This window comes from Paludicola sp. MB14-C6 (genome assembly GCF_030908625.1).
In the GTDB taxonomy this organism is placed as follows: domain Bacteria; phylum Bacillota; class Clostridia; order Oscillospirales; family Ruminococcaceae; genus Paludihabitans.
The window spans coordinates 2503626-2524758 of the sequence record NZ_CP133133.1 but is presented as its reverse complement, the minus strand read 5'-3'; the positions used below and the strand labels follow the sequence as shown (position 1 = coordinate 2524758).

Below are 21133 nucleotides of genomic sequence, written 5' to 3'. Positions count from 1 at the left end.
ATAAATCTATAATAACAATATGAGAATAACTATGGTAAAACATACATTTTCATCATATGTAAACAAGCTGGGACAAAATGTCCCAGCAATGCTTTACAAAAGAAAATACCCTGTGATATAATAAACATAAGGTGTTACCAAAACGGTAGGCGGTTCAATCTTGCCCTCGAAAGGGGGCGTTGCTATGGAATATTTAATTGCTTTGATAATAATTCTCGTTTTAATTGACGATATTGTACATAGTGTTAAACATAAAAACAGCAATAAAAAGAAATAACCGCCCTCTCGTCCAAAAGTAGGCAGTTATTTCTTTAACTCTTATTAGGGCGAACCGTCTATCGGTAACACCTTTTCTATTTATATTATAGCAATCAATAAAATATTTGTCAATCAGAAGTATAGTTTTAATAACTATGCTTCTTTTTTATATTTAAAAACTCGAGAGGAAGTGAAGATCAATGACAATAAAGCAACATGCACAGCATTGTACTACGCTTGTGACAATTAGTCCCCATTGCAAATTCAAATCTTAAAGGAGTTTTATTTATGTTCAAACGTTATACCTTATCAGAAGTAAAATCAAACCAATTCTATCAGATGCCAAAGTTTTTATTTGATGGTGAGTTGAAAAAAAGTTTATCTAACGATGCAAAAGTTCTTTATTCCTTACTGCGAGATAGACATGAGCTGAGCTTGAAAAACAACTGGGTAAATGATCGTAATGAGGTATATCTCATTATGACTAGAGAAGAAATGTGTGATTTACTTGGTATATCAATTAAACCTGTCTTAAAAGCTATAAATCAATTAAAAGATTTAGGGTTAATGGAAGAAGTAAGACAAGGTTTGAATAAGCCCAATTTTTTATTTCTACTCAATTACACAGAGGGTAAAAGCTGGACTTGTCAAAATGACAACTCTGGACTTGTCGATATGACAACTCCGGAAATGTCAGAACGACAACTCAAGAAATGGCAGGGCGACAACTCAAGAAATGGTGAAATGGCAACTCTTAACCTGTCAAATCGCCATACAATCAATACTTATCCTAATCAAACTGATCTTAGTGATACTGATTATCAATCAATCTATCCACATGAGCCTGAATCCAATGAGATAGATATGATTGAAAACATCACAGAAATTATTAAAGAAAACATAGAATACAGTCTTTGCAAACAAACGCCAGGAGAAGCAGAATACATAGACAACATCGTATCAGTTATGGTTGATGTGTTATGCAGCACTTCACCTACTCTTCGGGTTCGTGGAGAGGACAAGCCTTTAGCGGTTGTAAAAAGTATTATCATGAAGCTAACCTATGAGCATATTCAGTACGTTTGCTTGTGCTTATCACAAAACACTACACAGATAAAAAATATAAGGTCGTATTTAATAACCGCACTATACAATGCACCACAGACAATGGACACATATTATAGCCAACGTGTTAAACACGATTTTGCGTAAAGGAGACTGTATATGATTAAAGCTAGAATTACTGGACTTCCGCAAGAAGTAACCAAAGCAACACAAAACCTTAAAAATTGTTTTGATGTTTTATCCGTATCAAACCAAAGTGAAAATCGCAATAGTTCTTATGTTCGTATTTATGTTGACTTAAATTTGAAGGAGAATGACAATAATGAGTAAAATAATAGCTATCGTAAATCAAAAAGGTGGAGTTGGTAAAACTATCACAGCATTAAATATATCAGCTGGACTTGCAAAAGTCGGAATGAAAGTACTTGCAATTGACCTGGATCCACAAGGCAATTTGAGTGATTACTTAGGTTATGTTCCTGATGGTAAACCAACGATCAGCGAAGTTATTTTTCAAGAAGTTTCAGGTGTAAGAACAGATAGCTTTGACTTTATTAGAAGAAATAGCGAAGAAAAAATTGACTATATACCAGCCAACAAGCTCTTAGCTGGTATGGTTAGCATACTTGGATCGGATAACGATTCACAGGAAGTAATCAAGCGAATTTTGAGCAGAGAGCCATTTACAAGTTATGATTACATTATTCTTGATTGTAAACCTAGTTTAGATTTACTTGTTTGTAATGCTCTAGCAACTAGCAATAGCCTAGTAATTCCTGTACAAGCTGAATTATTTTCATATAATGCAGTCGCTGAAGTAATGCAAACTATTGCAAAAATGAAAAGCTCTGCTAACCCTGATCTAAACATTGCTGGAATATTAGTAACCATGTTTAGAAAACAGACGTCCCTATCAAACGAAGTATTAGAAGCTTTAAATGAAAGTTATCCTGGTTTAGTATTTGATAACCAAATTTCATTTTTATCTGAAGCGGGTAAAAGCACCTGCACCCATTCAAGTTTAATTAACTTGAAAGGCAGTAGAATCGGACAAGAATATCTAAGTGTTGTAGAGCAACTTATAGCAAAGGACGGTGCAAACAATGGCTAACAAATTAAATATTCCTCGTCATGTGCCTACACCCATTGAAGCATTTGACCAAATGCTTGGAGTTAAAAATACCAACCATGAAAATGATATAGTAAATATTGAAATTGATAAGCTTATCCCCTACCCTAATCAACGTTTTCGACTATACACAAAAGAACAACTAGAGGAATTTGCAGAGGATATAAAAGTTAATGGTGTGCTATCACCTGTTTTAGTTCGACCACATAAAGAGCAGCCTGATTACTATGAAATATTAGCCGGACGAAATAGAACAAACGCTAGTAAACTATGCGGTAAAAAAGAAGTTCCTTGCCTGATCCTTGATGTTGACGATGCAAAAGCAAAACTTGTTGTAACCAACACGAATTTAAATCAGCGCCGTGACTTGTTACCTAGTGAAGAAGCTTATGGCTATAAAATGCAACTTGAAGCGTTAGAAGAGCTTGGGACAAATTGTCCCAGCGTTTCTAAAATAGCTGATGAAAACAATACAAACCGAAAACGCATCTATCGTTATTTACGGTTAACCGAGTTAATTGATGGACTTCTTGATTTAGTAGATGATGAAGTTATACCTGTAGTTTCAGGTGTAAATATTTCTTTCTGTTCCGTTGAGGATCAAAGAGTATTACTTGAATTTACAAATTTAAATGAGATTAACAATATTTCTTTAAAGCAAAGTGAAGCCATCCGCTTACTTAGTGAAGAAAATAATGTATCACTTGAAACTATTGATAAAGTCTTTTTTAAAGAGAAGATAGAAAAACCAAAAGCAATCAAACTTTCATCACAAAAGGTTATTGAACTCATCCCTGTGGATGTTGATGTAGAGGATTATATTATAGCAGCTTTAAAATTTTTTAAACAGAAAGGATGCGACAGCAACGAAGCATAATATTTTTAAAAGCAAAGCTGGAGTTAGTTATTTTGAATTTCTCATTTGTTTGTTAATGATAATTTCCATTCTTTCAGCTGCAATGAATGGTTTGTCACTTTTCATTCAAAAGCAATCCATTAACAACATGGCAATGGAACTCACACGATGTATACAAATAAATGGTGAAGTAAATCACACATTCAATGAATTGTATGAAAACATGACAAAAAACAAAGTTGAAAAACCAGTAGTTAAGATTGAAACAGAGTACATTCCTAATACAAAAAAAGTACAGCTTGGAAAGTCAATTAAAATTACGATCACAAAAGAAGCTAAATTTTTAGGTGTGCCTGTAACAATTCAAGGTAGAGGGGTTGGAGTCAGTGAAGTATACCACAAAACTTAAAGAAGCTTTACATAGTAAACAAGGAGACACGTTTCTAGCGTGTCTCCTTGTTTCTCTTGGTCTCTTAGCTTTATGCGTACTAGTGGCAATTGTATTAAAATGCTTTATCATGTGCAGCTTAGTAAAGACAACTACGGTACAAGAAATGAATAATATATCTAATATTATTGCTACTGATTTATATGATGCCAATAAACAAGGTAATTTAAATGAATATCTACAAAAACTAAATGAGTCAACTGAATATAGCCAGTACATATTAAACACTACCTTAAAAAACATTTCATCTAGTTTAAATTTAAAGCAAGTCAATGGAGCATTAAAAAAATATGATAGTAAAAATAAGGCATCATATATCATACAAAATATTTCTTTAATACAAAAAAATAAAATTGATCGCATTGAATATGGAATCTCATTTAATTTTACACTGTATTTTTATTTTTGTGGTAAAGAATATGATGGCTTTACCTATCCTATTTCTTATCACACCTATCATATCAAAAACTACTAATAAACTTTTAGATGGAGTAATAATATGGCTTATGTTATAGCACTATTTATAACAATACTAATTTTTATCTCATTTTCTTTCTGTTTTGTTCTGCGATTATACAAAAAGCAGATATATGAAATAAAGAAAGTCCAAACTATGATAAACCTTATTAATAAATCAAGACAGTAGATTTACTAAAGTAAGTTAACTGTTTTTTATTACTCAGAAAGGAGGCGATTAAAGGATGGCTGCAAACAAAGAAGAAAACAAGAATAGCAAAGTTAAGAAAACAGCAGTAGCGATAATAATACTACTGCTGTTATTGCTATCTTTTGTTTTCCTAATAAAACTAAAGGAAGGAAGTGACATGTCAAATCCTAATACTATTCCAGTTGAAAAGCCTGTAATTGAAGAAGGTGAAATTGAGCGCAAATCAGTTGAAGAAATCAAACAAGAGTTGCAAAAAATAGTAGATAAAAGCATGATAAATACAAGGCTAAATGCTAGACCATATTGTGATGAACAAGGATACTATAATTTATTGATTGAGAGCACAAATCGCAATATTCTCAATTACGTTTTAGAGTATCAAAGAGTCGACACAGGAGAAACCATTTGGAAGTCACCAATGATAGAACCAAATCAAAACATAAAAAAAGCCAAAATTTTTACTACTTTGCCTAAAGGTGAAACAAAATGCCGAGTAATATATCATGGTTTTAGAAGAGAGGATAATCAATATATAGGTTTTACCTCTTGGCAAATTAAAATGTATTCTTAATATGGAAGGAAAGACAGGAATGAAAAGACATTATTTATTATTAAAAGTACTATGTTTAACACTAGTAGGTTCTATCCTAGCAAGCAGCACAGCCTATGCGGCTGAAACCAAAACAAAAATTGATAACATGGGTAACAACACAGTTGCTATTACCGGAATAGTAGAACCCACTATCGTATCTGCGGATGTTACACTTACCGGTGCGTTTGCTATCAAGCCAAACGAAACTGATGCAGCACAAAGATTTATTTCACCAACAATGAAGGTAGTTAACACATCAGTTGTACCTTTAAAAGTAACTGCCGTATCATTAAAGCATGTAAATGAATCCCCTGCTGTAGTATCAAATACCAAATATACAGACGAACAATGGAAAACACTTGGCGTAACCGAAACACAATCAAATATTGCACTTGGTTTATTGGGTGCTAACATAACACCTTTTTGGTTTGCAGATGAAGCGGCACAAAAGCCCACCAATTTGCTTGATTTAAAATCCGGTCAAGAACTTGATATGACTTTGCAAGCTAAGCATGGTCTTTCCTGGGCAAAAGGAAAACAACTTGACTATGAATTAGTATTCGAACTAGAGATGGTGGAATAATGAAACGGTTTTTTGGGTATACCAAGAATTTTGTGTAAATAGAAAAACAATCAGAACAAGAAATAGGAACAAAATAGTAATTGACATAGTGTATAGGTTAGTTGAAACAAGTTTATTTAATGACAAAAGGGGCATGCCCCTTTTGTCATTAAATTTTGGCGGCTGAACATAGAATCATCCAGCGATTCTGTCCGAAAACATGATGTTTAATTGGTTTAAAACAACGTCCCAATTTCGACAACGTTGTGTCCATCGTTCGACAATTTTCTTTGAAGCTAAATACAGTATCCTTTTTAAACTATCATCATTTTGAAATGATGGTTTGTTCTTGGTTATTTGTCTGAACTGCCTGTTTAATCCCTCAATAATATTAGTTGTGTATATTATTTTCCTTACATCAGTTGGATATGCAAAAAAGGTTGATAGTATATCCCAGTTATCCTCCCAACTCTTTATGCAAGAAGGATAACTTTTACCCCATTTTTCTTTGAATGATATTAGATTATTCAATGCTTCTTCCTCTGTAACAGCTTGATATACTAGTTTTAGATCTGCCATTAACTTCTTGATATCTTTGTATCCTACATATCGTGTTGAATATCGAATTTGATGTATAATACAACGTTGAATGTGCGCTTTGGGATATGCTGCATTGATTGCTTCTTTAAAACCTTTTAAACCGTCAACACAAAATAGGTATACATCTTGCAAACCCCTTGATTTCAAGTCATTCATAACGCTCAACCAGAATTTTGAGCTCTCGTTTTCTCCAATCCAAATGCCCAATATATCTTTATTTCCTTCAAGTGTAATTCCTAAAACCACATATGCTGCTTTCGTTACAAACTGATTGTTTTCTTTTACTTTGTAGTGTATTGCATCCATGAACACAAATGGGTATACACTATCTAGTGGACGGTTTTGCCATGCTGTTACTTCCGGCATTATTTTTTCTGTTATCTTGCTTACTAGTCCATCTGAAATTTCTACATCATAAAGATTTTTTACTTGTTCAGCAATATCTCGTTGAGACATGCCACAAGAGTAAAGTGCAATAATTTTTTCTTCCATCCCGTCAGCATTACGATTATATTTACCAATAATTTGTGGTTCAAATTCACCGTTTCTATCACGAGGAACATTAATATCCACTTCGCCAAGTTGTGTTTTAACTGTTTTCTTTGAATATCCATTTCGATAATTTTTCGACATGCTTTTTCCGTCATCGTTCGCTATTCTTTGACTTTTTTGGTAACCCAATTCTTCGTCTAATTCACTATCCATAACTTGCTGAAGAACATCTTTGAACATCTCTTTCATTGCCTGCATAACCTCTGTTGTGCTTGTGAAGTTTTGGCTGTTCACATACTCTTTTAATAACTCTTTCGGTTGCTTTTCCATAAAAAAATACTTCCTTTCATACTTGAATTTATTATCTTAATTCTTGTCTGATTGGAAGTACCTTATTCACTTTTACACAAAATTTTCGGGAGTCTCGGTTTTTTAGAAACCTTGCATATAGTTTCACGTCTTTGTTAATTACAGGGACATTATTACTCAATAATGTCCCTGTAGTAAGTGCTAGTACTCCTAATTCGGACTCACTATTAGCTTGTGGCTGGGTGACTGAGTTTGACGATATAAACCATTGGGAAAGATGTATCAATCACTCCGACACAGGTGAGTATAATGGGGTGCAGCATATTGATGGTAAAAGAAACATAACACAACACAGAATGACAGTTGACATTGCAGCTACTTGTAAGAGTGAGGGAAAATGTCATTGTATAGATTGTGGTTATACAAAAATATTACCTAAGCATGAGCATACATTAACCGGCACGTGGCTACCTACTTGGTATTATCATAAAGATCGACAGTATTGTACGACTTGTAAAGAAAACGTAGCTTTACGTAACTGTACATATGCATGGTATACTTTGCCTGCAACATATCAAAGCGGTGTGGGTAGATGTACTGCCTGCGGAAGAGAGGTAACGATACCTCCTCTAAGTACTACATGTCCAAGTGGTAGTCAGCATGACTTTCACAATCAACAATTCGTTCCTTATGATACAGAAAACTGCGGTCTTACTTGCACAAAGTGTCATAAAATAATTAAAATCCAAGAGCACAATCATAGTGAGGGTTGTCGTTTTTGCGGTGGTTGGAATACAAATGGAACCGTTAAAATTCTTGCAAAAGAGAATGGTGACGGAAAAACGCCAAGAATTAAAGTCGGTATATGGACTAGTCCTGCTTACGGCGTAGTGAATGGTTCTACCAGTGAGACACAATTTTACGGGTATAACAAAAATGGCGAACTTCCGTATTTGTTGCCAAATCAAAACGTAACCTTTTATAACGGTTACGGCGAAATATGGATTCAAGCCCAAGACGTAGAAGTTTGGGGAAAGTTATTTGTATACTCCAGTCCCCAAGGAAAGTATGGTAGGTCTGGTTTTTATGCGAACACAGGTGAACAATGCATAGACGATTCCCCACCGAACATAACAAAAGCAACAATAACACCGAAAAATCCAGTTAACGGATATTCAAATATTGGTACACTTTCTGTAACTGCTACCGACTTACAATCGGGAGATTGTCAAGTAGCTATATATGACGGTTCTACTTGTATTAAAGATTGGACAGCAATGTCGAAGTCGGGCGATACATATACAGCTTCTGTGGACTTTTATGGTGACTTTACAATAGCTAGAAGTATTACTGTCAAAGTTAAAGACAAAAATAATGTAGTTGGACAAACAGTATCTCTTGCCAAAAACATAGAAAATGTTGCACCGGAATTAAACCTTAGTGTAAAGGATATAGGCGTTGAAACTGCAACCATTATTGCCGATGCTAATGATGGTAATGGTTCTGGAGTTAACAGAATAAGACTCCCAGACGGTACATTTGTTAAGGGTAATCATGCTGAATATAAAATAAGTAAAAATAATACTTATAGCTTCCGTGTAGAGGATAATATAGGAAACGCAAGGACGAAAGTTATAACAGTAAATAATGTAATTGATTATATATCAGCTAATGTTATCTATAATGATTTTACTATTAGCTCTGAAGGTTATAGTGGTGGATCTCTCCAAGTTACGAATACTTCTGCTTTTCCTATCAAACTTACATTAAAGCAAATAAATCCTTTACAAACAGACTTTATTATTGTGCCACCCAATACTTACTCTGATTTAGTGTGGTCACAATTAGGATTAGCTGATAGTAAAAAATATATCGCATTGGGTATACAAGATAACGATACAATTACCTGGTTAAATAATACCAGTAAATTTGAAATATCGTTACTTCCTAATCAAACAAAAGTATATCAAATCAAAGCAAAAACAGGACGATCATTTAATCAAAAGTATTCTCTTAAATATGAGTTAGTTTTTGATATAAAAAAGGTTAGTCCATGATAAAAAAGTACTTGATATTTCTTTATTTCTTTGTTATACTTAATTCAAGGAAAAGTATTCCAATATATTAATATAATATAAGTAAATAATGTGATGCGAGGTATGACTATGGAACGAAAGATTATCAGTATATCACAAAAAAGGCAAATTACTATACCACAAAAATATTTTGAAGCTCTCGGCTTTGATAACGAAGCAGAGTGTATTTATCAAAACAACACTTTAATAATACGTCCAATAAAAGATAACATCGGCGGTGAATTTGCTGAACAGATTTTAGCAGACTTAATTTCCCAAGGCTATAGTGGTAACGAATTGTTAAAGCAGTTTAAAATCCAACAAAGTAAAGTTTGCCCAGCTATTGAGCAAATAATAACCAATGCAGAGGATGCTGCAAAAGGGAAAGACTAAATTTACACCTAGATATTTTCAGTACGGAGGATTGGCAATAAAAAAACTTGTTGTGCTTCCTCCTACTGCTAAATATCTTAAATAGATAAAGATAAACAATACTGGTACTAATGACAAAAAGGAGGCTGAACAGAATGAATAAAATAAAAAACTTTGTACAACAAAATAAAGTTATTGTCTTGATAGTTGCTGCATTGTTGCTCGTTGCAGTTTTTCTTATCATTTTCTTTTCTGTAAAGCATGACAATAAACCTGATGGCAAATTTATTGCAACAGGAGCTACCCCAAGCAATCAAGCATTAGAAAACGTATCAAAATTCACTGCACCTAGCAGTAATGAAGATACTTCTTCACAAAATACTAGTTCCGCTGCATCCAGCACCATTAAAGTAGATGGCGAAGTATCATCCAAAGCGAATACATCATCTTCAAAAATAACGGTTTCTGCACCACCAAAAGCATCAACCACCAGCAAACCTACCCCTCCCCCTCCAAGCAAGCCAAAGCCACCCGTTTCATCAACACCAACATTACCACCAACACATGAAGTTGATCCAGTTACACCTCCAGTAAATCCTGATCCAAATGGACCTCAACACGGTGACACAAGGGAAATTAACGGTAAAACAAAATATTTCCATATAGGTATGAATGCTTATATATCAGATTGGATGTGGGAAAACTGGGGTAACTATCCACAAGCAAAATCAATAAAAACAGCTGATGGTTATTCAGCAGTTGATACATCATTTATGCAAGAGGGAGAAAAGCAATATATTAAAAGCATGAATTATTATATTGTTTGGTGTAAAGTTCAAAACAGCTGGGTGGTTGAAAAATCATATAACTATAATTCCCACACTGGAAACGACCACGGTCAACCTAGATAACCTAAATATTCATATAGATTTAAAAGTGTGATTAACGTCACACTTTTTTATATTACTGAAAGGAGTAATAACGTTGAAAAAGCTTAGAAAGGTATGTATGTGCTTTCTTCTAGTTATTAGCTTATGTTTTATACAATCTGACTTTGTTTTTGCATATAATCAGCCAAGTGCTGCAAGTTATGATTTTGAATGCTCTGAGATTAAAGTTTTAAGTGACACGATACGAGAAGAAAACATATTTAAAATTAAAGCTAGTTTTAACTATTATGCTAAGAATAATGGATATTGGTATCAGCCTTCCGATCAATGGGTAACATGTACAGATTGTGGCGGTAGCGGTAATAAACAATGTCCTAGTTGTAATGGTAGTGGAGGGGTTTGGGATAAGGATGATATACCATGTAATGCGCCAGGACAGCCACGATGTCAATCAAGCTGTGACGGTTGGGACTACCAATGCACACAATGTGGTCATTTTCAAACCTCTAATCGTGGGCAAAGAAACTACTGCGCCCATGTATACACTGCACATCAAAAAAGAATAGGTCGATGTTCGTGTGAAACAGGAGAAACAAAAGATGTTTGGCTCACTTGCCCCTCTTGTAATGGCAGCGGAACAATTTCTTGTCCTTCTTGTGGAGGATCAGGAGGACATTATGAAACACCACCAATGCAATGGATTCCACCTACTCGCCCATCCTCAGGAACAACACGAATTGATTTCCTAGTTGATGGAAAGATTATATCTTCTAAAGACGTTGAAATTCAAATAAACAAAGAAACAGTAAATTCATCCTGGGAAGTTTGGGGAACAATAAACGTTGAAGCTGAACTAAATGCAGGTGAAAACATAGGGATTAAGAATGTGGAAGCTCACATAAACTGGGACTATAGGAATAGAGAAATAAATACAAGTAACAACAGCAAAAGTACAAATATAAATGTTATACCAGCTACAAATCTTCAAGTGGAAATGATAGAACCCAACGCATCGTATCCAACTGATACAGACGTTATTACAACATATCGTATTATAAATCAAGATGATATTGGTGCGCTGAATATACGTCCTAAGCACAATTTAACAGCAATATTTAAAGCCCTTAATTCTACTACGAATGATGTTATATCAACGAGTAAGGTTGAGGGCATTGTTATACCTGAACAAGGCACGAATATAGTTTATTTTAAGTGGCATGTTCCTAAAGAATATAGAGAAGATACTATCAAGCTGCAATGTGAAATTAACACAACAAAAGGTGTGAATGAAACAAATTACAGTGATAATATCGTTGTTAATAGTAATGATGTAGAGAATGGTGATATATCATCTACACCCGATACAAAACTGGAATTACAACCGCCATCATCTTTTGATAGATCATTACAAGCTCCATTTGAAAGCGATTTAACATATGCAGCCTGGGAAGAATGGAAATGGGAAAAGGATTGGTACGTTAAGAAAACAAATAGTGCTTCTCTTTCTGCTACTGCAAATATTACTGTTGATGTTCATGGCGGATATACAGCAAATAACACCACAACAGGCAAGCAAATAACACGATCAGGATATGGTGTTAACAGCAAAGTAATTGCAGATAAAATTACAACCAATTCTAAGATGGTTACGGATGTTCAGCGTTGCTATGCTTTATTCAAAGAGTTTAATTATACCTTGAAATATGGTAACTACAGAACGCTAGAGCCTACTTATCAAAATGCTAATCAAACGACATATGAGTTTTATAAAAATGATGCTTCATTTGATAAATGTCGTGTTCATTTTATTCCTGTATGGGTTCCTGATGGCAAATATTCAATCTCATATAAAGTGTCTGATTATTGGACTCCTGCTGGTATGGTTAGCTATTACGCTACTGATTACATAATAATTGATGGCAGCATGTATAATGACTGGAACACTGTAAGAGGTGGAAGTTAAAAGCAAAACAATAAACCGCTGGGACATTTTGTCCCAGGCAAGAGTTCATGACACAAGGTTCATTCGCTGGGACATTTTGTCCCAGACTAGAGTTCATGACACAAATTCATCCGCTGGGACATTTTGTCCCAACGTTTTAGGGTTGATTGCTATGCACTTGGAGGTGTTAATATCAATTTTTATCTAGTATTTTGTATATGTGCAATAGTATTATTAACCATAGCTTTTATTGCATTAAAAAGCACAGGCTACCGATGTCGGTATATATGGGAGTTAATTGTTATTTTAAGCTTTATTATAATAATTGCGTTTATTATTGCATTTATCATTTGTAGATTAGTATCAATAATATGTTAATAATAAATATTTTTCTATACACTACATGGTTTAGTCCGCTGGGACAAAATGTCCCAGCTAAAAAATAAGACAAGGAGGAATTAACTATTAGACTATTCTTTTTGATAATTGACATAATGGCAATAGGTGTTCTTTTCTGTTCTGCAATTTCAGATTTGGAAACTAGAATAGTAAGTAACAAATATACTTATTGCTTGCTGGTACTTGCAACGGCTAAGTTAGCCGTTTGTGCAATCAATTCGCTCTGGTTTGATATGTGCATCTTAATTTCAGGTGGTCTCGTTATATTCATATCATTTTTAATAACGTATTTCATATTAAAGCGTGGCGGTGGCGCAGATATAAAAGTTGCATCGTCATTAGGGCTATGTTTAGGCTTACCTAATATCATATTTATCATATTAGTAGCTTTCGTATTTGCAATTATCTACTTACTGTACAGAAAAAAACACCATCAAATTTCAATAAAAGAAACAATTGCATATTTGCCGTTTCTATTTATAGGAACGGTATTTTGTTATGGATTTTTAGGAGGAATACCCGTATGAGTGTAATCAGAATATATCAAATCATATCAGAGTTAGATCTGAATAGACAGAAATTCATGAGTTTAAAACTAGAAAATGAATCTGTTGATTCATCTATTTATGCTAAGGTATTTGAGGGCAATGTGGGCACGGATAACTTGGATCAAATTTATTTAATTTTTAATGTTAACCATCCTAAAGACTTTTTAGGACATTCCCTATCCATTTCAGATGTTATAGAAATTGAAGGCTCTCCAAAGAGCTCTTTTTATTTCTGTAATACATTTGGCTTTTTAGAAATTAACTTTGATACTACTAAAGTCAGTAATGCTCAACTAATTAAAACAGTAATTGTTGAAGCTGACAAGCCACCATATGAAAAATACCTATTAAATGATGAGCGAGCATTTTTAATTGAATTAGGAAACAAAGTTGAAAAAATGCAAAGTCATGATAACCTTTGTTGTTATTACAACAAAGATAAAAATTTGTTTGTAGCTTCCGGTGAAGAAGGTAGCTATGTTTCATTAAATTCTTTACAGGCTAAACAGATAAAAGAACAATTCCACTCTCGATTGAATGAAGAAATCAAGTCACAGGCTGCATCACACACATTACAAATGTACTAGGAGGTCACTATGATAAAATTAAATCTCTCTCAATTTTTTAAAAAGAAATTAGTTTTAGGTTTAATACTGGTTTTAGTTGCTGTTATCTTACTTGCCACTATATTACCATTATCCTTAAAATCCGTTCAAAAAAGTTATCCTGTAGTTGTTGTAAAATCGAATATAGAAAAAGGTCAAGTTATAACATCAGATATGATAGAACTATCAAAAACAACTGATAAAAACATTGCTAAAAATGTTGCACAAAATACGAATGATGTTATAAAAAAATATGCTGCTGGTGACATAGTTAAAAACAGCTACATATACCCTAATTCAGTATCAAAATCGGCACTCTTTCAAGATACCTATAATAACTTAACGAATGGCTATGTTGCACTATCCGTCACTTTTAATAGTCTATCAAGCAGTATGTCAGGTAAAATACAAAGCAACGATATTGTAACAATCTTTGCTACACAGAAATCCGATAACGAGAAAAACAAAGAAGAGTATGCAACAATACCGGAACAGTTACGATACGTAAAGGTAATTGCCGTCACAGATAACAAGAGTATTGATGTAAAGAAAAAAGAAAGCAGCAAAACTGACAATGAAGAAACGCCAAGCATACCTGCAACAGCTACTTTATTGGTAACCGAACAACAGGCTTCTGTTTTAGTTGCTTTAGAAAAGAATGGCTACTTACATTTTGGATTAGCATGTCGTAATAATGAGGAACGTGCAGCTACTCTATTGAAAGAACAACAAGAAACAAACAACGCTATTGCTGCTAAGATACAAGAGGGTGAAAACAATGGCTAAAATCATTTCAATTTGGGGCAATAATGGAGCTGGGAAAAGTACTGTAGCTGCATTATTAAGTTTATTTTTATCTCAACAAAGCAAAAGCGTAATTCTAATTGATACATGCATTACTACACCACAGCTCAGCGTTTGGAGACCTTATGATGAAGTAAACTACAGTCATTCCATCAACAGCCTCATGCGTGAAGATAACCTAACGCTAGAAATTCTCTCGCATAAATTAGATATGGTGAATGACAATTTGGGTATATTGGGATTTATACGTGGCGAAACATCAATCAACAGTCGCAGCAATCAAAGAGAAGATAAGTTTTTGCAAATACTAGAGTTTGCATCCAGCCTGTCTGACTACATCATTGTAGATTGTAATACAAACTTTCTTGATGATATCTACACCATTAAATCACTTGAACTTGCAGATACAACTTTGAGAGTGCTATCTCCTGACATTAAAGGTGTCGTATTTGAACAAAGCTGCTTATCTATGCTACCAAATAGTAAATTCAAAACAGATAAGCATATTCGAGTAGGTGGATGCTGTAAAAGCTATCATAACATCAATCTCGTGGAAGGTATCATAGGTAACTTTGATGTTTTACTTCCGTACTGTGAAGACATTGAGCTTATGAACATTCTAGGCAAGTTGTTTGAAAAATTTAATTCAAGTCAGTATAACCAATATAAGACTCAACTTCTTAAAGTCATGGAGGTAGTAAAATGAGTGATTTTTCCAAGTACCTCTCTCCTTTAGTCGATGAGAGCAGCATACACAAAGAACCAATTAAATACGCTGAAATATTTGATTATGTTCAAAAGCAAATAATCAATAAACACTTAAATGATTTAAATTCTGCATTGAAAAATAACGATTTTGACAGTGAAGAAACACTAAAGAAGTTAATCAAAGAAAAAATATCTGAAATAGATGATCAATGTAGCAACTTAGTTGATGATATTTATAACGATATGACTTCTTTCGGTTTTCTTAATAAGTACTTTGCTGATAAAGAAAACATCGAAGAAATTAACATCAACTGTATCGGTGACGGGACGAAAGAGTCACCAGGATGTATTATCATTGAATACTGTAATGGAAAAAAAGTGTTTATCAACGAGCATTTTCATAGCATCAAGCAAGGTGTAGATGTACTAAAACGTATGTTACAGAAATCGGATGAAGTCCTGGATAATATGTCTCCTATGAAAGTTACATATTTAGGTGATAATATTCGTCTTTCCATTGCTCAGCCACCTATATGCAATGCTTCAGATGGTATTGTGGCAAGTATTCGATTTACTCATCCTAAAAAATTCACTAAAACCGAAACTATAAAAGTCGGAACACTTACAAAATCATCATTTAATAAACTAGAAGCATTTATCAACAATGGTGTTTCAATAGCTTTTTCAGGTGATACAGGATCAGGAAAAACTACTTTAATGAATACCGTTTTGTCAAAGGTCAGATATGATACAAGGCTTGTGACATTAGAGGACGGTACACATGACTTTGATTTAAAGCAGTATGATGAACATGGAAGAATCATAAATGACGTGGTACATCTTTATACACGTCCTCATCCAACAGCGCAGCTTAACATTAGACTAGAAGAGCTGCTTGATTTTATATTAAGATTTCACCCTAAAGTAATTTGTGTAGGTGAAATGGTTTCAGAAGAAGCTTTTATCGCCCAAGAGACAGCGAGAACCGGACACACAGTTATTACAAGCTTACATTCTATCTCTGCAACAGATGCATACGAAAGAATGTATACTCTTGCTTTAAGAAAGTACGAGTTGCCTAAGAATGAATTACTTGAATTGATTGTGAAAGCTTTTCCTATTTCAGTACAAATGAATAAATACCAAGATGGTAAACGCCGTGTTGAACAAATTGTTGAAGCTGTAAGCGTTGAAAATGGTAAAGTTAAGTTTAACGTAATTGATCAGTTTATTGTTACTGATAATATGAAAGATGCAGACGGTAACATTATAAAGGTTATTGGGCATTTTGAAAATGTAAACAATATTTCAGATAACCTCAAAAATAAGTTAATACGAAAAGGCATGTCATTAAATGAAATTGATGAAATCTTTGGAGGTGAAAATGTTGATGAGCTTGAAAATGTTTACTAAAAAAGAAAAGCCTTTATCCCTTAAGCGGAAAGTAAACATCAGTATTGGTAAGGATAAGCCGTTATATTTCATTCGTGAATTTAATGAAGCAAAAGAAACATTAAAATATAAGCATAAAGAAAGCGAATACAAAAAACTTATCGTTACATCGACTATTTTTGCTGTCTGTGGTTTTCTATTGGGACTCCTATTTCAAAATATTTTGTTATCTCCTGTTCTTGCAGTCGGTTTAGCACTGATACCTGTATGGCGAGTGAAATTAAGCCGGCACAAGTATGATTTATTTGTTGCAGATGAATTAGAAAGTGGACTATCAACTATTACATCAGCTTACATTAGGAAAAATAACCTTATAGCAGCAGTTGAAGAGAATATGGAGAATTTAAATGATCCACTGAAAGAAACCATGCAATTATTTTTATGTATCGTTAATAAAGCAACGCCAAGTGTTTCATACGGTATAAAAACAATTCAACCACTTATTAAGAATGATATTTGGGACGAATGGTGTACCGAACTAATTAAATGTCAATCAAACAGCTCATTAAGACCTAATTTAATTAGAATAGTAAGAAAGTTATCGGATATTAAAATGATTCAGTCTGATATTGATGTTGAAATGAGTAAATGTGTAAAAGAATTTATGTCCATTTTGTTTCTTGCTCTGTTAGGCATTCCATTAGTTTATGTTGCAAATTCTAATTGGTTTACTCTTTATTTTACTAATCCTTATGGGAAAGCTGCTCTACTATTTGTAGCTGTGGTTATATTAGTCTGTTTAGGGAAATTAGTGACTTTGATGAAACCAATTCGTTACAGAAGATAGAAAGGAATGGTTGATATGATTGTAGTTATTTTAGCATTGATTTTTTTAATATTGCTAGGATTATACTATATTCTTTCTGCAATATTGAAGCTTCCATTACATTCAAAAAGGAAAAAAGTAAACTTGAAGGAATCACTTGAATTGCTAATTGATAAGGCAACGCAAAAAGTAACTCCTTACATAAAATTAAATGAGCAAAAGAAAAACCGCATTCAACGTGCTTTAGAAGTAACGAACAATAAAACAACAGCAGAATTTTTTCAAGCTAAAGCTTATATAAAATTCACTGTTGTTTTTTTAATTGGTTTACTGAGTCTATGTATTAGTTGGTTTGTTACACTAATCACGACTATTCTTGCCATATTAGTGTATTTAAACGATTTTCATTCTTTGTATAAATCCTATCATAAATGCAAAAAAGAGTTTGAAAACGAAATACCGGCATTTACATCATATATCAAAGAAAAACTAAATTCACAAAGAAATATTATTAATTTATTGGATGAGTATACTCTAACCGATAACATAATGTTTGCAAAGGAACTTGAAATTACAGTCGCATCTATGAGAACCTCTAGTCCCGAAAATGCGTTATTACAATTGAATCGCAGAATATCAAGTGAAAAACTAAATATGGTTATTCAAGGTCTTCTTGGAATTGCAAGAGGTGAAGATCAGCAGTTTTATTTTCAAATGATATCATATGATTTTGATATTATTGATAAAAACAACTTGCGAAAAGAAGTCTTGAACATTCCAAAGAAACTTCGTATGTATATGTTTCTATTGTTCACCGCCATCGTCGTGGAGTTTTTAACACCTGTGCTAATAGATATATACACATATGCTCGTGAATTTTTTAAATAGGCTGGGACAAAATGTCCCAGCTTTAAATAATGAAAGAAGGACATGATATGAGACAGTTAATTTTTAAAGCAGAAATCGCAAAGCAAAACATTCAAAACAAGGCTATTGAAGCTAAAAACAAGGTAGTTGAGTTCATTGAAAATGAGGAAGGTGGCGAAGAATGGATTGGTTCAGCAATTAAAATCGCAGTTATATTCATTATTTCAGCTATCATTTTAGCTTTACTTATCTTTCTGTTTGGTGACTCAGCAATTGGGGGCTGGATGAAGAAAACAGTTAGTAATTGGTTTCCTACCGCTGGTGAAACCCGACCATCTGTCTAACCTTTTGTAAGTACAGCTTAATACCATACGAAAGGAATGATTCAGTGTTTAGTAAAATATCAAAGTTATTACATAACAAAAATGGTGTAACATCATTTTTTCAATGGGCAATCGGTATTGCAATTGTTTTTGTTCTAGGTGCAATAATTTTAAAAGCATTATCAGCCGCTTTTAGGTTAGAGATATTACCATCCCTAATTGAGCAAATAAAAGATATTCTTACATGGTAAGGAGGTCATAAAATGAGGTTAACAGATTCCATAAAACAACACATATCTATTATTGAATATGCTGAAAGAATTGGATTAACTCCAGTAAAACAAAGTGAAAATAGATATACGCTAAAAGAGCATGACAGTGTTGTGATTCGTCCCGATCAAAACGTTTTCACTTGGAACTCAGAACAAAAAAGTGGTACTGTTATTGATTTTGCTATGGCTTTTAAAAACTTGTCCCTTGATGAAGCTTATTCTGAGCTAAAAAAGCTATTAAACGATTATACCTTTGAAGTTACGAAAGCAAATAAGTATCATGCTGCGCCAAAGGCAACTAAGCCAGCAGATGTAACTTTCCCTACTGCTTTCGACGGTCAATACAAGCGACTTTGCGGCTATCTATGTAGTGGTCGTTCAATATCTCGGCAAGTTGTATACGACATGATAAAACGTGATTTTCTATACGAGGATGACAAACATAATTGCGTCTTTAAAGGATTTGATTATGACGGTGTTGCTAAATATGGATTTAAACGCTCAACAATCACAGATAGCCCATATAAGCGTGAAATGCCAGGAACAAATGAATTTAATAAACAAGTGGGACTTTACATCAACAACAATGCAAAGTCCCTTTTCGTTTCAGAAGCTGCCATAGATAACCTATCCCTTATGACACTGCTTCATGTAAATGGAAGAGACTATAACCAATATAATTATCTTGCGTTAGGCGGTACTTACGTGGATTGTTTTAAATATCACATGATGCAGCCACAAAATGCCGATATTAAGCTAATCTATCTAGCAACTGATAATGATGATGCCGGCATGAAATGTCGCAATGAAATTAAAAAGTGGCTGAATGAAATTGGCTACACAGGCATAGTAAAAGACAAAATTCCAGTGTCAAAAGATTGGAACGAAGATCTAAAAAAAATGAGTTCCAATACACAACAGCAAAATCCAGTAAACAACGTACAAATACATAATAAAGAAAGAGGTATTATCAGATGAATAATTTCTTTACATCACTTCTAAACGAAGTTAACACTGTTGCACTTGATGTTAATGTGGTTGGTGGTCTTCAACAAGCAAAAGAAAAATTTATAGAACAAATTAAGCCAATTGTTAATTTCGTTGTTTTACCTATTATTGATATAGTAATTATTATTATACTTATATTTTTAATAGCCGGCGCTGCTGCCAAGAAAAAGCAAGGACAAGAGTTTAGCGATAAAATTGTTCCAATAGCTGTCGCTTGTGCCGTGCTAATTGTCATCGGCAGTGCTCCATTTTGGATGTGGAGTATGGTAGGCGTATAAAGGAGTAATACAAATGTCTATTATTTCTAAGATATTCGAGTTTATTTTTGAGGGAATTTATAATGGTATTAACGATATTTTCACAATATGCATGAAATTTTTCAATGAGATTACTTTTGACTTTTGGGACAATTATATCATCAAAGGTTTCTTAGCATTTTCAATGTGGGTTAATGGTGTAGTATTCGTACTTGCTTTTGTTTTCTCTTTGTTTGATGCAGCTGAAGAAGCCGGATCAATGAAACAAATAGATTGGGTTGCTGTTTCTTTAAATTTCATTAAAGGGTTACTATTTGTAAGCATGTATTCCTATCTCTCTATTGGAATCATGCAAATTGCTAATTTATTAACCACTTATTTAAATCTAAAAAAAGATACTGATCTAGTCAAGGTTGTTTCGAATATAGCGACAAATCCAGCAGCCAATCCAGCACTCACACTATTTATCAATATGATACTGACTATGTGTGTAACTGTAGCTTTAATTTATTTCATGATTATATCTTTAAAACGATATGGAACCATGTTAATTCAAATTTTTTCTTCAGCCTTCTATGTACCTGATATTGTTCGTGGTGAAACAACAAAGCTCGGCGATTGGCTAAGACAAACAATTGCAATTGCCTTTACCTATACCTTTCAATATATCCTGTTTTACATCGGATTTATTATTATTTCTGATAGCAAAGGTATCGTAGATGTTTTGCTTGGTTTTGGATTATGGCTTTCTATGGGTGGTGTTTCACAAGTACTATCCAAATACGGTTACTCATCAGGCATTAAAGGTGGAAGTACTATGGTATCAATGGCGAGTCAAGGCTTACAGCTATTAACGAAACATTAAGG

General features: G+C 33.6%; 25 protein-coding genes. 24 read left to right on the top strand and 1 reads right to left on the bottom strand.

Annotation, left to right across the window (positions count from 1 at the left end):
• Positions 1-546: 546 nt before the first annotated feature.
• The 8 genes from RBG61_RS12045 to RBG61_RS12010 all read left to right on the top strand — a co-directional run bounded on the left by RBG61_RS12045 (position 547) and on the right by RBG61_RS12010 (position 5598).
• The gene (locus RBG61_RS12045) at positions 547-1470 is read left to right on the top strand and encodes a DUF6017 domain-containing protein (RefSeq protein ID WP_307943856.1); all 924 of its coding nucleotides are present in this window, start codon (positions 547-549) and stop codon (positions 1468-1470) included.
• 12 nt (positions 1471-1482) lie between these two features.
• Positions 1483-1653, top strand: coding sequence for a hypothetical protein (locus RBG61_RS12040; protein WP_307943855.1), 171 nt, complete (start codon positions 1483-1485; stop codon positions 1651-1653).
• On the top strand, positions 1646-2434 hold the full coding sequence (locus tag RBG61_RS12035) for a ParA family protein (RefSeq protein WP_307943852.1): 789 nt from the start codon (positions 1646-1648) through the stop codon (positions 2432-2434). The genes RBG61_RS12040 and RBG61_RS12035 overlap by 8 nt, the downstream gene beginning before the upstream one ends.
• Positions 2427-3329, top strand: coding sequence for a ParB/RepB/Spo0J family partition protein (locus tag RBG61_RS12030; protein ID WP_307943850.1), 903 nt, complete (start codon positions 2427-2429; stop codon positions 3327-3329). Before RBG61_RS12035 ends, RBG61_RS12030 begins: the two co-directional genes overlap by 8 nt.
• A gap of 55 nt (positions 3330-3384) precedes the next feature.
• Complete coding sequence (locus RBG61_RS12025) at positions 3385-3717, top strand: DUF4320 family protein (protein WP_307947265.1); 333 nt, start codon at positions 3385-3387, stop codon at positions 3715-3717.
• Positions 3695-4231 carry a hypothetical protein gene (locus tag RBG61_RS12020; protein ID WP_307943847.1) on the top strand — a complete coding sequence of 179 codons (537 nt, stop codon included), beginning with the start codon at positions 3695-3697 and terminating at the stop codon, positions 4229-4231. Before RBG61_RS12025 ends, RBG61_RS12020 begins: the two co-directional genes overlap by 23 nt.
• 226 nt (positions 4232-4457) lie before the next feature.
• Positions 4458-4994, top strand: coding sequence for a hypothetical protein (locus RBG61_RS12015; RefSeq protein WP_307943844.1), 537 nt, complete (start codon positions 4458-4460; stop codon positions 4992-4994).
• 19 nt (positions 4995-5013) lie between these two features.
• The gene (locus RBG61_RS12010; RefSeq protein WP_307943842.1) at positions 5014-5598 is read left to right on the top strand and encodes a hypothetical protein; all 585 of its coding nucleotides are present in this window, start codon (positions 5014-5016) and stop codon (positions 5596-5598) included.
• 174 nt (positions 5599-5772) lie between these two features.
• Here RBG61_RS12010 and RBG61_RS12005 read toward each other — a convergent pair whose 3' ends face one another.
• Positions 5773-6999, bottom strand: coding sequence for an IS256 family transposase (locus RBG61_RS12005; RefSeq protein WP_307942478.1), 1227 nt, complete (start codon positions 6997-6999; stop codon positions 5773-5775).
• A 221-nt stretch (positions 7000-7220) separates the two neighbouring features.
• Between RBG61_RS12005 and RBG61_RS12000 the strand changes: the two genes are divergently transcribed.
• The 16 genes from RBG61_RS12000 to RBG61_RS11925 all read left to right on the top strand — a co-directional run bounded on the left by RBG61_RS12000 (position 7221) and on the right by RBG61_RS11925 (position 21131).
• A complete protein-coding gene (locus RBG61_RS12000; RefSeq protein WP_307943839.1) occupies positions 7221-9035 on the top strand; it encodes a hypothetical protein in 1815 nt (604 codons plus the stop codon).
• A gap of 108 nt (positions 9036-9143) precedes the next feature.
• On the top strand, positions 9144-9446 hold the full coding sequence (locus tag RBG61_RS11995) for an AbrB/MazE/SpoVT family DNA-binding domain-containing protein (RefSeq protein WP_307943837.1): 303 nt from the start codon (positions 9144-9146) through the stop codon (positions 9444-9446).
• A 134-nt stretch (positions 9447-9580) separates the two neighbouring features.
• Entirely contained in the window at positions 9581-10336 is a 756-nt protein-coding gene (locus tag RBG61_RS11990) for a hypothetical protein (RefSeq protein ID WP_307943835.1), read from the top strand.
• Between the two features lie 73 nt (positions 10337-10409).
• Positions 10410-12278 (top strand): hypothetical protein, encoded by a 1869-nt coding sequence (locus RBG61_RS11985; protein ID WP_307943833.1) that lies wholly within the window; start codon positions 10410-10412, stop codon positions 12276-12278.
• A 458-nt stretch (positions 12279-12736) separates the two neighbouring features.
• Positions 12737-13183, top strand: a complete 447-nt coding sequence (locus RBG61_RS11980; protein ID WP_307943831.1) for a prepilin peptidase — start codon at positions 12737-12739, stop codon at positions 13181-13183.
• Positions 13180-13791, top strand: coding sequence for a YodL domain-containing protein (locus tag RBG61_RS11975; RefSeq protein ID WP_307943828.1), 612 nt, complete (start codon positions 13180-13182; stop codon positions 13789-13791). Before RBG61_RS11980 ends, RBG61_RS11975 begins: the two co-directional genes overlap by 4 nt.
• Before the next feature lie 9 nt (positions 13792-13800).
• The gene (cpaB, locus tag RBG61_RS11970) at positions 13801-14595 is read left to right on the top strand and encodes a Flp pilus assembly protein CpaB (protein WP_307943827.1); all 795 of its coding nucleotides are present in this window, start codon (positions 13801-13803) and stop codon (positions 14593-14595) included.
• Positions 14588-15319, top strand: a complete 732-nt coding sequence (locus RBG61_RS11965) for a MinD/ParA family ATP-binding protein (protein WP_307943824.1) — start codon at positions 14588-14590, stop codon at positions 15317-15319. The genes cpaB and RBG61_RS11965 overlap by 8 nt, the downstream gene beginning before the upstream one ends.
• Positions 15316-16734, top strand: coding sequence for an ATPase, T2SS/T4P/T4SS family (locus RBG61_RS11960; protein ID WP_307943821.1), 1419 nt, complete (start codon positions 15316-15318; stop codon positions 16732-16734). Before RBG61_RS11965 ends, RBG61_RS11960 begins: the two co-directional genes overlap by 4 nt.
• Complete coding sequence (locus RBG61_RS11955; RefSeq protein WP_307943819.1) at positions 16712-17560, top strand: hypothetical protein; 849 nt, start codon at positions 16712-16714, stop codon at positions 17558-17560. The genes RBG61_RS11960 and RBG61_RS11955 overlap by 23 nt, the downstream gene beginning before the upstream one ends.
• A 15-nt stretch (positions 17561-17575) precedes the next feature.
• Entirely contained in the window at positions 17576-18427 is an 852-nt protein-coding gene (locus RBG61_RS11950) for a hypothetical protein (protein ID WP_307943817.1), read from the top strand.
• 47 nt (positions 18428-18474) lie between these two features.
• Positions 18475-18750 (top strand): DUF6133 family protein, encoded by a 276-nt coding sequence (locus RBG61_RS11945; protein ID WP_307943814.1) that lies wholly within the window; start codon positions 18475-18477, stop codon positions 18748-18750.
• A gap of 44 nt (positions 18751-18794) precedes the next feature.
• On the top strand, positions 18795-18980 hold the full coding sequence (locus RBG61_RS11940; RefSeq protein ID WP_307943813.1) for a DUF6133 family protein: 186 nt from the start codon (positions 18795-18797) through the stop codon (positions 18978-18980).
• Positions 18981-18992: 12 nt separating this feature from the next.
• Positions 18993-19979, top strand: a complete 987-nt coding sequence (locus RBG61_RS11935; RefSeq protein WP_307943810.1) for a DUF3991 and TOPRIM domain-containing protein — start codon at positions 18993-18995, stop codon at positions 19977-19979.
• Positions 19976-20287 carry a DUF3852 family protein gene (locus tag RBG61_RS11930; RefSeq protein ID WP_307943808.1) on the top strand — a complete coding sequence of 104 codons (312 nt, stop codon included), beginning with the start codon at positions 19976-19978 and terminating at the stop codon, positions 20285-20287. The genes RBG61_RS11935 and RBG61_RS11930 overlap by 4 nt, the downstream gene beginning before the upstream one ends.
• A 13-nt stretch (positions 20288-20300) precedes the next feature.
• The gene (locus RBG61_RS11925; RefSeq protein ID WP_307943807.1) at positions 20301-21131 is read left to right on the top strand and encodes a conjugal transfer protein TrbL family protein; all 831 of its coding nucleotides are present in this window, start codon (positions 20301-20303) and stop codon (positions 21129-21131) included.
• Positions 21132-21133 lie beyond the last annotated feature (2 nt).

Excerpts from the sequence above, each read along its gene's own strand:
- RBG61_RS12035 (WP_307943852.1), top strand. The coding sequence starts at position 1,646 with ATGAGTAAAATAATAGCTATCGTAAATCAAAAAGGTGGAGTTGGTAAA.
- RBG61_RS12015 (WP_307943844.1), top strand. The coding sequence starts at position 4,458 with ATGGCTGCAAACAAAGAAGAAAACAAGAATAGCAAAGTTAAGAAAACA.
- RBG61_RS11975 (WP_307943828.1), top strand. The coding sequence starts at position 13,180 with ATGAGTGTAATCAGAATATATCAAATCATATCAGAGTTAGATCTGAAT.
- RBG61_RS11950 (WP_307943817.1), top strand. The coding sequence starts at position 17,576 with ATGATTGTAGTTATTTTAGCATTGATTTTTTTAATATTGCTAGGATTA.
- RBG61_RS11990 (WP_307943835.1), top strand. The coding sequence starts at position 9,581 with ATGAATAAAATAAAAAACTTTGTACAACAAAATAAAGTTATTGTCTTG.
- RBG61_RS12010 (WP_307943842.1), top strand. The coding sequence starts at position 5,014 with ATGAAAAGACATTATTTATTATTAAAAGTACTATGTTTAACACTAGTA.
- RBG61_RS11930 (WP_307943808.1), top strand. The coding sequence starts at position 19,976 with ATGAATAATTTCTTTACATCACTTCTAAACGAAGTTAACACTGTTGCA.
- RBG61_RS11965 (WP_307943824.1), top strand. The coding sequence starts at position 14,588 with ATGGCTAAAATCATTTCAATTTGGGGCAATAATGGAGCTGGGAAAAGT.
- RBG61_RS12005 (WP_307942478.1), bottom strand. The coding sequence starts at position 6,999 with ATGGAAAAGCAACCGAAAGAGTTATTAAAAGAGTATGTGAACAGCCAA.
- RBG61_RS11945 (WP_307943814.1), top strand. The coding sequence starts at position 18,475 with ATGAGACAGTTAATTTTTAAAGCAGAAATCGCAAAGCAAAACATTCAA.
- RBG61_RS12030 (WP_307943850.1), top strand. The coding sequence starts at position 2,427 with ATGGCTAACAAATTAAATATTCCTCGTCATGTGCCTACACCCATTGAA.
- RBG61_RS12040 (WP_307943855.1), top strand. The coding sequence starts at position 1,483 with ATGATTAAAGCTAGAATTACTGGACTTCCGCAAGAAGTAACCAAAGCA.
- RBG61_RS12045 (WP_307943856.1), top strand. The coding sequence starts at position 547 with ATGTTCAAACGTTATACCTTATCAGAAGTAAAATCAAACCAATTCTAT.
- RBG61_RS12025 (WP_307947265.1), top strand. The coding sequence starts at position 3,385 with ATGATAATTTCCATTCTTTCAGCTGCAATGAATGGTTTGTCACTTTTC.
- RBG61_RS11960 (WP_307943821.1), top strand. The coding sequence starts at position 15,316 with ATGAGTGATTTTTCCAAGTACCTCTCTCCTTTAGTCGATGAGAGCAGC.
- RBG61_RS11925 (WP_307943807.1), top strand. The coding sequence starts at position 20,301 with ATGTCTATTATTTCTAAGATATTCGAGTTTATTTTTGAGGGAATTTAT.
- cpaB (WP_307943827.1), top strand. The coding sequence starts at position 13,801 with ATGATAAAATTAAATCTCTCTCAATTTTTTAAAAAGAAATTAGTTTTA.
- RBG61_RS11955 (WP_307943819.1), top strand. The coding sequence starts at position 16,712 with ATGAGCTTGAAAATGTTTACTAAAAAAGAAAAGCCTTTATCCCTTAAG.
- RBG61_RS11935 (WP_307943810.1), top strand. The coding sequence starts at position 18,993 with ATGAGGTTAACAGATTCCATAAAACAACACATATCTATTATTGAATAT.
- RBG61_RS11995 (WP_307943837.1), top strand. The coding sequence starts at position 9,144 with ATGGAACGAAAGATTATCAGTATATCACAAAAAAGGCAAATTACTATA.